General features: G+C 42.9%; 12 protein-coding genes. 9 read left to right on the forward strand and 3 right to left on the reverse strand.

The window, feature by feature from the left end:
- Positions 1 to 50: 50 nt before the first annotated feature.
- From ABV001_RS13565 to ABV001_RS13585, 5 genes are read left to right on the forward strand one after another with little or no spacing between them, the layout of a single operon-like run.
- Positions 51 to 1,568: a right-handed parallel beta-helix repeat-containing protein gene (locus tag ABV001_RS13565; RefSeq protein ID WP_352423304.1), complete on the forward strand. Its 1,518-nt coding sequence runs from the start codon at positions 51 to 53 to the stop codon at positions 1,566 to 1,568.
- A gap of 22 nt (positions 1,569 to 1,590) precedes the next feature.
- A complete protein-coding gene (locus ABV001_RS13570) occupies positions 1,591 to 2,613 on the forward strand; it encodes a glycoside hydrolase family 130 protein (protein WP_352423305.1) in 1,023 nt (340 codons plus the stop codon).
- Positions 2,614 to 2,666: 53 nt separating this feature from the next.
- A complete protein-coding gene (locus ABV001_RS13575) occupies positions 2,667 to 3,911 on the forward strand; it encodes a serine hydrolase domain-containing protein (protein ID WP_352423306.1) in 1,245 nt (414 codons plus the stop codon).
- A gap of 32 nt (positions 3,912 to 3,943) precedes the next feature.
- The gene (locus ABV001_RS13580) at positions 3,944 to 5,467 is read left to right on the forward strand and encodes a hypothetical protein (RefSeq protein WP_352423307.1); all 1,524 of its coding nucleotides are present in this window, start codon (positions 3,944 to 3,946) and stop codon (positions 5,465 to 5,467) included.
- Positions 5,468 to 5,521: 54 nt separating this feature from the next.
- Positions 5,522 to 7,051 carry a sodium:solute symporter gene (locus ABV001_RS13585; RefSeq protein WP_502929894.1) on the forward strand — a complete coding sequence of 510 codons (1,530 nt, stop codon included), beginning with the start codon at positions 5,522 to 5,524 and terminating at the stop codon, positions 7,049 to 7,051.
- Between the two features lie 149 nt (positions 7,052 to 7,200).
- Here ABV001_RS13585 and ABV001_RS13590 read toward each other — a convergent pair whose 3' ends face one another.
- On the reverse strand, positions 7,201 to 7,488 hold the full coding sequence (locus ABV001_RS13590) for a GNAT family N-acetyltransferase (protein WP_323425550.1): 288 nt from the start codon (positions 7,486 to 7,488) through the stop codon (positions 7,201 to 7,203).
- Entirely contained in the window at positions 7,472 to 7,714 is a 243-nt protein-coding gene (locus ABV001_RS13595) for a (4Fe-4S)-binding protein (RefSeq protein ID WP_352423309.1), read from the reverse strand. Before ABV001_RS13595 ends, ABV001_RS13590 begins: the two co-directional genes overlap by 17 nt.
- A 213-nt stretch (positions 7,715 to 7,927) precedes the next feature.
- Here ABV001_RS13595 and ABV001_RS13600 point away from each other — a divergent pair, with 213 nt between their 5' ends.
- Both ABV001_RS13600 and ABV001_RS13605 read left to right on the forward strand, forming a co-directional pair.
- Entirely contained in the window at positions 7,928 to 10,558 is a 2,631-nt protein-coding gene (locus tag ABV001_RS13600; RefSeq protein ID WP_352423310.1) for a valine--tRNA ligase, read from the forward strand.
- Positions 10,559 to 10,617: 59 nt separating this feature from the next.
- Positions 10,618 to 11,475, forward strand: a complete 858-nt coding sequence (locus ABV001_RS13605) for a fructosamine kinase family protein (protein WP_352423311.1) — start codon at positions 10,618 to 10,620, stop codon at positions 11,473 to 11,475.
- A 112-nt stretch (positions 11,476 to 11,587) separates the two neighbouring features.
- Here ABV001_RS13605 and ABV001_RS13610 read toward each other — a convergent pair whose 3' ends face one another.
- Entirely contained in the window at positions 11,588 to 12,733 is a 1,146-nt protein-coding gene (locus ABV001_RS13610) for an ATP-binding protein (RefSeq protein WP_352423312.1), read from the reverse strand.
- Between the two features lie 233 nt (positions 12,734 to 12,966).
- On the opposite strand from ABV001_RS13610, the gene ABV001_RS13615 reads away from it, so the two are divergent.
- The gene (locus ABV001_RS13615; RefSeq protein ID WP_352423313.1) at positions 12,967 to 13,110 is read left to right on the forward strand and encodes an AbrB/MazE/SpoVT family DNA-binding domain-containing protein; all 144 of its coding nucleotides are present in this window, start codon (positions 12,967 to 12,969) and stop codon (positions 13,108 to 13,110) included.
- Complete coding sequence (locus ABV001_RS13620) at positions 13,107 to 13,769, forward strand: FEKKY domain-containing protein (RefSeq protein ID WP_352423314.1); 663 nt, start codon at positions 13,107 to 13,109, stop codon at positions 13,767 to 13,769. The genes ABV001_RS13615 and ABV001_RS13620 overlap by 4 nt, the downstream gene beginning before the upstream one ends.
- Positions 13,770 to 13,775: the final 6 nt, after the last annotated feature.

The raw sequence follows: 13,775 nt of genomic DNA on the forward strand, positions 1-13,775 counted from the left end.
GTACGATAATCTGTATTGTATGGGCAATGTTTACACAACAACAATCAAAAATGAAACGACATCTTTTAACAACTCTCTTTATTTGTTTTTACATTATCGCAAATGCAACAGACTATTACATCGACTCCCAAAATGGGAATGATAACAATGCCGGAACATCGGAAAGTGCAGCATGGAAAACATTTGTCAATGTCAATGATAAATTATTTAATCCGGGAGATAAAATATTATTACGAAAAAATGGGGTATGGGAAGGCTCATTAGCACCCAAAGGCTCCGGAATAAAAGAAAACCCCATCACAATAGGAGTCTGGGGCGAAGGTGGGCGTCCAAGAATCAATGGTAATGGCCAGGTAAATGCCACAATATATATCCGGAATGCTTCATACTGGATTGTCCAGGGCCTGGAAATCACTAACACAGCCGCCGAGAGGGGCAATACATACCGCAATGGCATACTTTTCGAAAACGACGGTGCAGGCGAATTGTACGGCATTGTTATCCGGGATAATCATGTACATCATGTAACATGTTCATTTCGTTATTTAAATGGTGTGGATCCACATCAATATGGAGGTATCTCGGTTAGCGTGAGTCATACATCAAAAGGGACGGACAAATACCGGGATGTTTTGATTGAAGGCAATACTGTTGAATATTCAGGACGTACAGGTATTGTTGTCTGGGACTATACCTGGGCTGAACCTAATCAATCTACAACAGGGGTTGTAATCCGGGGAAATACAGTGCGTGAAATAGATTCGGATGGCATTTTAACCTTTGGATGTGACGGAGCACTCATAGAATACAATTATGCCGAGGGTTGTGGTGCCTACCGGGAGGATGATGGCTTCAACGGGGCGGCAGCCATATGGGCTACCCGTGGGCGTAACTGCATTATTCAGTACAATGAGGCATGCCATACCTATAAGCTTGAAGGAAATGCCGATGGAATGGGATTTGATCACGATCTGGACTGTTATGATTGTGTGATTCAATATAACTACAGTCACGATAACGAAGGTGGGTTTGTGTTGATCATAGATGCGTCAAACTCCACCAATAATATCGTGAGATATAATATATCGCAAAATGACAAGGAACGTGTAATAATGATTGCAGGAGGAGTGACTCCCCACACTCAGATTTACAACAATGTGTTCTATATTGGCGAAGGGTTAGACACCAAAATAATAGACCACTTGTGGGACGAAGGGGGTGATGTAAACGCTCCATGGATATTTAAAAATAACATTATAATAAATCATGGTACAGGTGGGTATTCTATTCCGGGTACAGGCGGTATATTTCTCAACAACCTCTATTGGGGGAATCATCACCCAACCGAACCTGATGAGATAAATAAAATAACAAGAGATCCGATGTTGATGGCTCCGGGGACAGGAAAGAAGGGACTTGAATCACTTGAAGGGTACAAACTTCATAAAAAATCTCCAGCGCGTAAAGCAGGTACCCTTATAGACCATAATGGAGGAAAGGATTTCTGGGGTAACAAACTTCCTGTATATGGAGCCCCTTCCATAGGAGTTCATCAGGTAGACAAATAGCAGAAGATAATAAAATCAGATTATGAAGCTTACAAGACATAGTGCAAACCCAATACTCTCCCCTAACCCGAAAAACGAATGGGAAAGCCTGGTAACGTGCAACCCGGGAGTGTGGTACGAAGATGGAAAATTCCACATGCTTTACAGAGCTGCCGGAGCAGATACAGAACACGTTATCAGATTGGGACTGGCAATTAGTGACGATGGGGTGAACTTTGAGAGAGTCTCCTCCGAACCCGTATTTTCACCTGTGCCGGGATATCCCGACGGAGGTTGCGTGGAAGACCCCCGCATCGTAAAATTTGATGATGATTTTTATATCACGTATGCTTTTCGACCATTTCCTCCGGGACAATACTGGAATTTTGCACATGATGTAGTGAACCGACCCTCTCAGGGAGCACATGCTCCTATCTTTATGAAAGAAAATATGGGGAATTCGGGGTTGATGCGTACAAAAGATTTTCGTACATTTGAGCGTTTAGGACGGATTACCGATTCGTACCTCGACGATAGAGATGTGATACTTTTCCCTGAAAAAATAAATGGAAAATATGTGCTTATGCACCGGCCCAAACAATATGTGGGTGAAAATTATGGCGTGAAACATCCCTCCATCTGGCTAAAATTTTCGGATGATCTGCTTGATTGGCAAGGCAAAGAGAGTCACCTGCTGATCACAGGAATCGACGGAACCTGGGAAGAGAAAATCGGAGGAGCCACTCCTCCGCTAAGGACCAAAGAGGGTTGGCTGACATTGTATCATGGGGTTGATAAGGGTGGAAGCGGCTATTATCGTGTAGGAGCACTCCTGCTGGACCTTGAAGATCCCCTGAAAATTATAGGACGTACAAGAGATTTTATTCTGGAGCCTGAGACTGACTGGGAGACCAAGGGATATTATAATGGCTGTGTATTCCCCACGGGAAATATCATAGTAGATGAAACGCTATATGTGTATTATGGAGCTGCGGACAAATATGTATGCCTTGCAACATGCCCCGTACAGGAATTGGTAGATTTTATAAAGAATAATAATAAATAAACTCTTTCATGCTCAGACACAATAATACCGAATAGAGAAAAACCAATATGCATATGAGAAAATTAATTACACTGATAGGTTATTTATTTTTCATAGGGTATAGCTTTGGGCAAACGGTTCAAAACTTTACTCACTGTGAGAATGTAGAAAATATTGGATTCGCTGGTAATCGTATAAACAGAATTGATTCTCTACTATCACAATATGTAAAAGATAAAAAACTACCTAATGCAATAGCCCTGGTGATCAAAGACGGCCAGATAGTTTATAGCGGGGCTTATGGATACAAAGATGTGGAAAATAAGATAATTGTAAAGTCAGATGATATTTTCAGGAATGCGTCACAGACCAAAGCAATCACTTCAGCCGTTTTACTTTCTTTATTCGAAGAAGGTAAGTTCAAACTGGATGATCCCATAGAAAAATACCTTCCTATGTTTGCTAATCCGCAGGTTTATGAATCGGGAGATGCAAAGGAGGGAACTCTGAAAACAAGACCCGCAAAGAGAAGTATCACGATCCGTCATTTACTTACCCATACCGCGGGATATGATTACAATCCTTATGGCCAGGAAGTGGAAGGTTTTTTCTACAGATATCCGATTACATCACAGGAAGTTTTGGAAAGAATGGCCAAAATACCTTTACAACATGATCCGGGCGAGAAATTTACGTATGGATTCAGCACCGATATTGCCGGTTATCTGGCAGAGGCAATCGGTGGAAAAACATTGGATGTACTGATGAGGGAACGGATACTTGACCCTTTGGGTATGAAGGATACATACTTTGTACAGCCTCAAAGGAATTATGATAGATTGGTGAAATTATATACACAAGACGCCGGAACCAATAGCTATCAACTTACGGATGATCAATTTGCTCAGGATGCCCCGAAAATCACCTACAAAACAGCGCTTTGCGGTGGAGCCGGGCTTTCGGGCACAATAGAAGACTATGCCAGGTTCTGCCAGATGATACTGAACGGGGGAGAATTCAATAACCAAAGAGTTTTAGGTAGGCAAACTGTCGAACTGATGACGAGCAGTCAGATGGAAGGAGTAGAAACCTATCATGATTTCAGTATGGCTTTTGAACTAACCAACAAGTACAGGTATAACAAATGTATGGTACCTCCCAATTCTTTGAAATGGGGAGGAGCCTTTGGCACAGACTATATCATTGACAGAAAAAACAATATGATACTGTTGTTCTATACCAATATAAACCAGACATACAATGACAATGTCAGTATGCACGAAGCATTTCATATATCGGTATATCAAAGTATGAAATGAGAAAATTTTACAAATTATAAGTCCCTGAAGATATGAAAAATAATATTTTAATGCTGACCGTCAGTCTGGTATTAATAACTGTGGGATGTACTCCCTCTGAAACTATTATAATAGACACTCAACCCGTGTCAGAGAATTTTATTGGTCATGGTGTTGAGTGGTCGGCCTATCCACACGGTGATTCCCCGGATGCCGAATGGGGTTATCTTATGACCGACGAAAAGCTGGAAATGGTATACAAACGTCTCGACTACATGAAACCACGTATCGCCCGTGTGATGGATGTAGCAGGATGGAGGTACTTTAAAGGGGTAGACTCAAAAGGAGACCCGATACTTGATTTCAATTGTCCTGAAGTTCAGATGGTATGTAAGATTTTAGACTATTGCCAACGCAACGGCATCGTTGTTTTACTGGGTGACTATGGTGTGCCCGGCTTTTGGGGTTATCCGGGAAATATAGACCGGGTGGACGATCCCCGTTTTATTGAGATGACTACCCAATATATCTCTTTTCTGGTGAAAGAAAAAGGTTTTAGTTGTATTAAATATTATATCATAACGAATGAGCCCAACGGTGATTGGGCCTGTACCAGAGGCGACTGGGATCAGTGGAAAAAAGGAGTAGAGATGATGGCCGAGGCTTTTGCCAACGAAAAACTTGATATTACAATGGCTGCACCGGATGTGGTAGAACTAAGCAATAATCATAAATCGAAATATACCGGGTGGCAATGGGTTGAACAATCAGTGAAACAATTAGATCATTTAACAGGAGTTTATAACGTGCATTGCTATGCCGACTACCAATTTATCCGTAGCGGAGCATTCATGAAACATTATGCTGCTGTGGGAGAAACTATCCGACCCACAGGAAAACCAATGATTTTCGGCGAGATTGGAGGTTGGTACCACACGCTGGAATTGGGTGGAGAATACAAAAAACGGATGCAATCGACCGAATTTGCCAGCGAAGACTCACAACTCTTTGTGTATGATTATCTGTATGGTGTGGATATGGCCGATATGCTCATTCAGACAATGAAAGCCGGTTGGCATGGAGCCAGTGCATGGATGCTGGACGATGCCATGCATACAATCGGTGATCTTGGTGATAAAAACCAGTTAAAAGTATGGGGCTTCTGGAATTCACTTGGTACAGAGCTGATCGGTGATCCCAGGCACGAGGAAATACGTCCCTGGTTTTTCACCTGGTCGCTCATGTCGCGCTATTTTACACCCGGGATGAAGATATACAATCCTACGCAGGCAGAACCATTAAACAGATTGAGAGTTGTTGCCGGAAGTTCCGAGACAGGGTCTACCATAGCCATTGTAAATGCTGATGAGGTCGATCATACATTTAATTTGAAGATGAATGTACATGGAGAAAGCGATCTGGATATGTATGACTACGTAGAGTCGGGTTACAAAACCGATGAAAACTCTTTTCCCGTACCAATTGATAAAGTAACCGCCAAAAAAGTCAAACAAGGATTTACTATTACAATTCCAGCCAGAAGCTTCAAACTTTTAACCAACACCTCAATAAATTAAGAGTGCATGACAACCTCTGTTTCAATAATTGATCTTGCCGTCATAGTATTATCTATGGCGGTAATTGTATGGTGGGCCTTAAAAAACGGAAAGAGCAGAGATTCCAAATCTTATTTTCTTGCCGGGCGCAGCATGTCCTGGGGTGTAGTAGGATTATCTCTCTTTGCCGCGAGTATATCCAGTACTACCCTTATAGGACAAACAGGTGACGCCTATTCTACAGGAATAGCTGTCTTCAATTACAATCTGATGGGAGTTGTAGTGATGGTGTTCTTTGCTACTTTTCTACTTCCAATCTATATTAAAAGTGGAATATTTACTATTCCCGAATTTTTGGAGCGCAGGTTCGATGCCCGCTCCCGATACTATTTTTCTGCTATCTGCATATTGGGAAATGTATTTTTGGACGCAGCAACAGCCTTGTATGCGGGCGCTTTGATTGTCAAACTACTTATGCCATCGCTCGAAATACAAGCAATTGTCGTTGTCTTCGCTTTGCTGGCCGCCTCCTATACAATTCCGGGCGGACTATCGTCGGCCATCAACGCCGAGATTATCCAGGCTGTAATCTTAATAGTGGGATCAATCCTTCTTGCCGTAATTGTAACTATGAGCGGTGGGTTTGAATATTTCAAAGAACTTCTTATTTCCGGTGATTATATGACCAAACTGATCCGCCCTATAGACGATGCATCCACGCCATGGTTAGCCCTGCTGGTGGGAATGCCCATAACAGGTTTATACTTCTGGGCAAATAACCAAACTCTGGTGCAAAGGGTACTGAGTGCCAGGAGTCTGAATGCTGGTCGCAACGGAGTAATGCTGAATGGAGGAATCACCCTGACCACTTTGTTTCTCTTTGCTATTCCGGGGGTTATGTCCCAAAAACTGTTCCCTGGATTGGAAAGTCCCGATATGGTATATCCGGCAATGATCATAAATCTGATGCCTGTGGGTCTGCTCGGAGTCATGATTGCTGTCCTTTTTGCAGCACTCACATCTTCCCTCAGTGCCATAATGAATTCTACATCAACACTATTTACGATGGATTTTTACAGTAAGTTGAATAAAAAGGCGAGTGACAAACAATTGGTCAGAGTCGGGAAGATTGTATCACTAGTCGTAATAATTATAGCTGCATTGTGGGCTCCGCAGATAGGACGTTTCGGATCAATATTAAAATACTATCAGGAAATGTTAGCTTACTTATCACCTCCTATCGTAGCTTCATTCATTGTAGGCATCTTCTCGAAACGGGTGAACGCCCAGGGCGTATTTATCGGCTTAATCAGTGGGTTAATCGTTGCCGTACTATTACTTATCTTCAAAAGCGCTATTTTCGGCGATATGCATTTCCTTTTTATTGTCCCTATCTTATTTGTAATTAGCTTATTAATAATGTATGTATGCAGTCTGTTCTCGCCGGCCCCCGACAAAAGCAAACTGGAAGGAAACATTTTCACCATAGCCCAATTTAAAGAGGAAACCCTGGAGTTGAAGAAAGCTAAATGGTATACTAATTATAGGGTATGGGGATTGGTACTGCTTTGTATCTCATCACTAATGCTATTTGTTTTTTCATAAATCCTATCTACTTTTTATCGTTTAAAAGTTAGTTTGGTTCAGATTTTCAAAATGAAATTCCTCTCTTTGGTCTATATTTTAAAGTGAAATATCTATATTCGGTTATGAAAAATAAATATCTATTCCGGCTGGAACATATTCAAAAGGACTTAGCGCGTAAGCCTCACATCGTTATAATCCGGAGTTTTGTCGAAAACAGCACGGGCAAACGGACATAACGGCAGAATCTTAATACCGCGTCCTCGTGCGAATTCCACTGCTCCGGCTACCAATTGCTTTCCCAGACCTTGTCTCTCATACAGGGGGCTCACCTCCGTATGGTCGATGATAAAAGCATTGTCGTTCATCCAGACATACGTCATTTCTGCGGCGAGGAGTCCTTCATCCCGGAAGAGAAACGCACCTTTCTCGCCATTGTCTTTATGTTTCAATTCCATTTTTTTCCTCCTTATTATAGAAATAACTCAACGCCCCTGACGGGCATTTTTCTACCTGCCCGACAATCTGTCCCGTAGAGGCCCCGTAAGGATCAATCCAAGGACGCGCTTTCGGGTTAAATACCCCAGGAAGCCCCTTCCAACAAAAAGTGGCATGCTGACACAGGTCTGGTTTCCAGACAACGGTTACCTCACCATTGGAATATTTTTTGATAATATTTTCCATGCTTCTGCCCAATTAGGTTGCCAATAATCGATGAATTTTCCGAGTACAAATATATAAAATTTCTTTTGCCTCTGACCAATAGCTACCGAAATTTCGAAACAAAACCACTAACTTATCAAGAATTCAGGATTGAGTTATTTTTTGTACTTTTGCACTTCCTATTCGAATGAATAACAGGAATGTGGAATTGTGGAATAAAAATCAAATGATCAGATGGAGATTGCAAGCAAATACAACCCTGCAGAAGTAGAGGAGAAGTGGTACAAATACTGGATGGAAAACAAATTGTTCCACTCCGAACCGGATGAGCGTGAACCTTTCACTATCGTCATTCCCCCGCCCAATGTGACCGGCGTATTGCATATGGGCCACATGCTCAACAACACGATCCAGGATGTACTGGTCCGCAGGGCACGGATGCAGGGAAAGAACGCCTGCTGGGTGCCCGGCACAGACCATGCCTCCATCGCTACCGAAGCGAAGGTGGTGAACAGACTGGCCGCACAGGGTATCAAAAAGAATGACCTCAGTCGGGAAGAATTCCTGAAACATGCATGGGACTGGACGCACGAGCACGGAGGAATTATCCTGGAACAGCTGAAAAAACTGGGGGCTTCATGCGACTGGGACAGGACCGCTTTCACCATGGATAAAACCCGCTCCGAAAGCGTGCTGAAAGTATTTTGTGACCTGCACGACAAAGGACTGATCTACCGTGGTGTCAGGATGGTCAACTGGGATCCAAAAGCCCTTACGGCACTTTCCGACGAAGAGGTGATCCATAAGGAAGTGAACGGCAAACTCTATTATCTCAGATATAAAATCGAAGGTGATCCCGAAGGAGCTTATGCGGTGGTCGCCACCACCCGCCCTGAAACCATCATGGGTGATACAGCCATGTGCATCCATCCCGATGATCCAAAAAATACCCACCTGAAAGGGAAGAAAGTGATCGTCCCGCTGGTCGGCCGTGCTATCCCTGTGATCGAAGATGACTATGTGGATATCGAATTCGGTACCGGTTGCCTGAAAGTGACACCGGCGCATGATGTGAACGATTATATGCTGGGAGAGAAATACAACCTGCCTTCTATTGACATCTTCAATCAGGACGGCACACTCAACGAGAATGGCGACCGGTATGTGGGGATGGATCGTTTCGAGGTACGCAAGCAGATTGAAAAAGACCTGGAAGCGGCCGGGCTGCTGGAAAAAGTAGAGCCTTACACCAACAAAGTGGGCTTTTCGGAACGTACCGATGCCATCATCGAACCGAAACTGTCGATGCAGTGGTTCCTGAAGATGGACGACCTGGCACGTCCCGCCCTCGAAGCGGTAGAGGATAGTACTATCCGCTTCTATCCCGAGAAATATAAAAACACCTACCGCCACTGGATGGAAAATATCAAGGACTGGTGCATCAGCCGACAGTTGTGGTGGGGACACCGGATACCGGCCTACTTCCTGCCGCAGGGTGGATATGTGGTGGCAATGACCCGTGAAGAAGCTTTGGAGAAAGCGTTGGCGAAAGTGAATTACCCGCTGACCATCGACGACCTGAAACAGGATGAGGATGTGCTTGATACATGGTTCTCCTCGTGGTTATGGCCGATCTCGGTATTCGATGGCATCCATCATCCCGATAACAAAGAAATTACCTACTACTATCCCACAAGCGACCTGGTGACTGCCCCCGAGATTATTTTTTTCTGGGTGGCACGCATGATCATGGCCGGATATGAGTACCGAAAAGAACCCTGCTTCCGGAATGTATATTTCACGGGTATCGTACGCGATAAATTGGGCCGGAAGATGTCCAAATCGCTGGGCAATTCACCGGATCCCATCGAACTGATGGAGAAATACGGAGCTGACGGCGTGCGTATGGGGATGTTGCTCACCTCACCGGCCGGAAACGACCTGCCTTTCGATGAGTCGATGTGTGAACAGGGACGTAATTTCAATAATAAAATATGGAACGCTTTCCGCCTTATCAAAGGATGGAAAACCGATGACAACATCCCCCAACCGGAGACGGCGAAGGTTGCCGCGGAGTGGTTCCAAAGCAAACTTTCCGATACCATTATCGAATTAGACGACCTCTTCTCCAAATACCGCCTTTCCGAGGCATTGATGCTGCTCTACAAACTCTTTTGGGATGAGTTCTCGGCATGGTACCTCGAAATGATCAAACCCGCCTATCAGCAACCTATCGATGCGGAAACATACAAGGTAACACTGCAATATTTCGATGCACTGATGCGTCTGCTGCACCCCTTTATGCCGTTTATCACCGAAGAGCTGTGGCAGGCTTTGTACGACAGGGAAGCAGGCGAAAGCATCATGACCGCTCTTCAACCAAAGCAAACTGTTGTGGACAAGACTTTATTGGCAGATTTCGAAACATTGAAAGAGGTTGTTGCCGGCATACGCACCATCCGTCTGGAAAAAAATATCCCTAACAAGGATGAACTGGAACTGCAGGTAATTGGCCAACACAATCCTCAATACGACAGTGCGATTGTCAAGATGTGTCACCTCTCATCCGTCTCGTTGGTTTCGGAAAAGCAGCCCGGGGCTCCAGGTTTCCTGATTGGAACTACCGAATACAGCATTCCCCTGGCAGAAAAAATAGATGTGGAGGCCGAACTCCAAAAGTTGAAAGCCGAGCTCATCTATACCGAAGGATTTTTACAGTCGGTCATGAAGAAACTAAGCAATGAACGGTTTGTGCAGAACGCCAAGCCGGAAATCGTGGAAGGTGAACGCAAGAAACAGGCCGATGCGGAGAGCAAAATTGCTTTACTAAAAGAAAATATTGCAGTATTGTCTTCGGGGAAATAGGATGATGTACCTATCAATCACTCAAGGGTCAGTATTGTAAAATTGAGCGTTAATAAAATATGGTCAATCACATACCTTATATTGCCGATAAAATTTCTGAAGAAATCATCTCCGTCAGGCCAGTTTCCGGTGGAGATATCTCTTCTGCATATAGGGTTGTTACTGTAAAGAGAGAATATTTTCTAAAGGTAAATAACGCTTCTTTCGCCTTGAAGATGTTCCACGCTGAGCAGAAGGGTCTTCAAACTATTGAAGAAACCAAAACCATTGCAGTACCCCATGTACATCTGGTAGATACAATGGAAGGCCGCTCCTTCCTCCTGATGGATTTTGTGGAAAGCAAACGACCAGACACTTCAGATTATCAACGGCTGGGAAGCCAACTGGCCCGACTGCATCAATGCTCACAAGCGGGGTTCGGATTCTCCTCTGATAATTTTATCGGCAGCCTGCCCCAACACAATAACCTTCATCCCGACTGGCCGGAATTCTATTGGTCTGAACGTATTCTCCCCCAACTTCAAATGGCACTTAAAGGAGGATTGATACAACCACAGATAATCCCCAACGAAAACAAGGCCATCTCACTGTTCCGGGAAATTTCAGGCGACGTAAAACCATCATTACTCCATGGCGACCTCTGGGGCGGCAATTACCTGATCGCGGCAGACGGCACACCTTACCTGATCGATCCGGCGGTATATTGGGGGCATTCAATGATCGATATCGCCATGAGCCGCCTTTTCGGTGGCTTCGGAAACACATTTTACGACGCGTATCACGAAATTATACCCAAATCCTCTCACTACGATACCCAAATCGAGCTATATCAACTCTATTACCTGATTGTGCATCTGAATCTTTTTGGTAGAGGATATTATTCTTCCGTCGCATCCATCCTGAAACGATACTTTTGAACTAAACAGCGTGTATTAATTCCAAATATATATGGTAAAGACGGGAAGAGTATCTGCATCATATAATTTTACCAAGCCATTGGAATACTTCTGTAACCTGTATGCCCCATTATTAATACAACAAGCCAAACATCCAGAGGGGAATTTTATTGCCAAAACCGGTTTCAATATCATCGGCGGCAATAAAAGCGTTTTCTGTGTCTTTTATCTGCCCGCCTGATTTGTTTTTCCCGCCGATCTCAAACACAAATTTCCCGTCAATCAGGAAATCACCCTGCTTTGCAGTATTCACCCTATGCTTTGCCCTCAACTGATTAGCAAAAAAAGTTTCACGTATGTTGCCGATGTTTTCGTTGCGGATGGCTAGCGAATAGATTATATTTGTGTTTTCGAGATAAATCTTATCAGGTTTCGCCAATTTTTCGAGTGACTGTTTGTCTTCCGAAATACAGTTAATCACCCCTGCTTTATCCAACAGATATAGATATTTCACCAAAATATTACGGTTGATCTCCACAATGCCGCTTAGGCTTGCAATGTTGGGCTGAAAAGGCACCATTCCCGCAATTGTCGCCAGCAGTTTTTTGATTTTAATAATCGTCGCATATTCAATCGGTTCAATGGCAGGCAAGTCCTCGTCCAATGTCTTGTGGATTGTCTCCTCAATTCTCATCTGATATGTCGGCATATTTTCCTTATAATAAGGATAATATCCATATTCCAAATAGCGCTTAAATTCAGGCAACACCTTTATTTTGGCGCAAATTTCCGATGCGAATTTCCGATGATCTTTCAGAATTTCACCTAACGGAAGAACAGGTAAATCCAACTTGTTTTCGTACTTCAAAAACTCTCTGAACGACAACCCTCTGAGCTCATACACTATTGTCCGACGCGACAAATCGACACTTGCTTTATAAATTTCGAGCATCGACGAGCCGGTAAATACAATGTGCATACCGGGAAAACTGTCGTAAATATTTTTGATTTCCCTTGCCCAGGTCGGATAGCGATGTACTTCGTCGAGAAACAGATGCGTTCCACCCATGGTGTAAAACGATTCTGCAAGTTCCCAGAGCGAATGTTTGGCAAACCAGATATTGTCGAGGCTGACATATAATGCCTCGTCCTGTTCGGGAAACTTTTGTTTGATATGTTGCAGCAAAAGCGTAGTCTTACCTGTTCCTTTTGCCCCAATAAGTCCTATCAGTCGGTTTTTCCAAGGAATTTCCCGTACAGGTAGCGAACAAATCCGCAATCTGTAACTTGCACAATTCTACTTGAAGTGGATAATAGAGATTGCATAATTGTTACTATTTTGATATTTCAAACTTGCATAAAGATAGTGCATTTTTTTTGAATACGTAAATTTAAGAGAATTTAGATACGTACCTTAAAAGAACTACTTGCTTTATATGTAAGAAAATATCGATAGAAATTTGTTTTTATTCTAAAAAAATAACTCCTTTGTAATTACAAACGTAAACTTATATGGAAATTCCAGTAATTAATATCGGTAACTCAAAAGGGATTAGATTACCAAAAGCCCTTTTGGAGGAATATAACATTCACGGCACCATAGAATTGGTCTTGGAAAAAGGCATTGATGAATCGTTAAATAATTTAATCACATGAAAGTTTCCTATTTATTTGTCCTAACATTAGGATTCTTACTCCTTTCTTTTTCACCGCTTTCAACCACTGAAAGATGTTCTGAAATCTTTATCTATCATGATCAGGACAACGCTGTCAAAGTGCGGGGATACTTTAATAAAGAGAACAAAGACTCCCTCAGCTGCCGATTGGCACACTTATCAGTACTTATTAGGATGACCGTGGCTGATACGGTCTTCCAAACAACCTATATAAAAGACAATGGTAGTTTTGAGTTCCGTAAGCTTGCCCCAAACCAAAATTTCAAACTGCAATACTATTATCTGCTAAATGAATTTACTCCAATCAGTACGATTGATTTTCAAGAAAATAACCTGGCTATTGTTCGTGCTGAATTTGAATTAAAAGAATTCGCAGACTCTGTAAACCTGAACTCCATGAAAGAATTGAAAATTTTTCATGTATTCGGACATGGAGTAATTGACCGCAGAATCAGAATTTTAGCCCGGAAATACGGAATGCGTTTACGAGAAGAGGGATGTGCAGTACCCCCTGAAGGAGAAGAGAACCATAACAAAGAGACACTCGATTATTTAACAAAAATATGGGGCAATAATTGGTATCAAGATGTGTATTGGAGAGAGATACATTCAAAAGTATTTTGCATGCATGAACAATAGACCTCA

Source organism: Proteiniphilum sp. (assembly GCF_040307845.1).
Classification (GTDB): domain Bacteria; phylum Bacteroidota; class Bacteroidia; order Bacteroidales; family Dysgonomonadaceae; genus Proteiniphilum.

Coding starts and splice junctions, on each gene's coding strand:
- ABV001_RS13565 (WP_352423304.1), top strand. CDS start 51: ATGAAACGACATCTTTTAACAACTCTCTTTATTTGTTTTTACATTATC.
- ABV001_RS13570 (WP_352423305.1), top strand. CDS start 1,591: ATGAAGCTTACAAGACATAGTGCAAACCCAATACTCTCCCCTAACCCG.
- ABV001_RS13575 (WP_352423306.1), top strand. CDS start 2,667: ATGAGAAAATTAATTACACTGATAGGTTATTTATTTTTCATAGGGTAT.
- ABV001_RS13580 (WP_352423307.1), top strand. CDS start 3,944: ATGAAAAATAATATTTTAATGCTGACCGTCAGTCTGGTATTAATAACT.
- ABV001_RS13585 (WP_502929894.1), top strand. CDS start 5,522: ATGGCGGTAATTGTATGGTGGGCCTTAAAAAACGGAAAGAGCAGAGAT.
- ABV001_RS13590 (WP_323425550.1), bottom strand. CDS start 7,488: ATGGAATTGAAACATAAAGACAATGGCGAGAAAGGTGCGTTTCTCTTC.
- ABV001_RS13595 (WP_352423309.1), bottom strand. CDS start 7,714: ATGGAAAATATTATCAAAAAATATTCCAATGGTGAGGTAACCGTTGTC.
- ABV001_RS13600 (WP_352423310.1), top strand. CDS start 7,928: ATGGAGATTGCAAGCAAATACAACCCTGCAGAAGTAGAGGAGAAGTGG.
- ABV001_RS13605 (WP_352423311.1), top strand. CDS start 10,618: ATGGTCAATCACATACCTTATATTGCCGATAAAATTTCTGAAGAAATC.
- ABV001_RS13615 (WP_352423313.1), top strand. CDS start 12,967: ATGGAAATTCCAGTAATTAATATCGGTAACTCAAAAGGGATTAGATTA.
- ABV001_RS13620 (WP_352423314.1), top strand. CDS start 13,107: ATGAAAGTTTCCTATTTATTTGTCCTAACATTAGGATTCTTACTCCTT.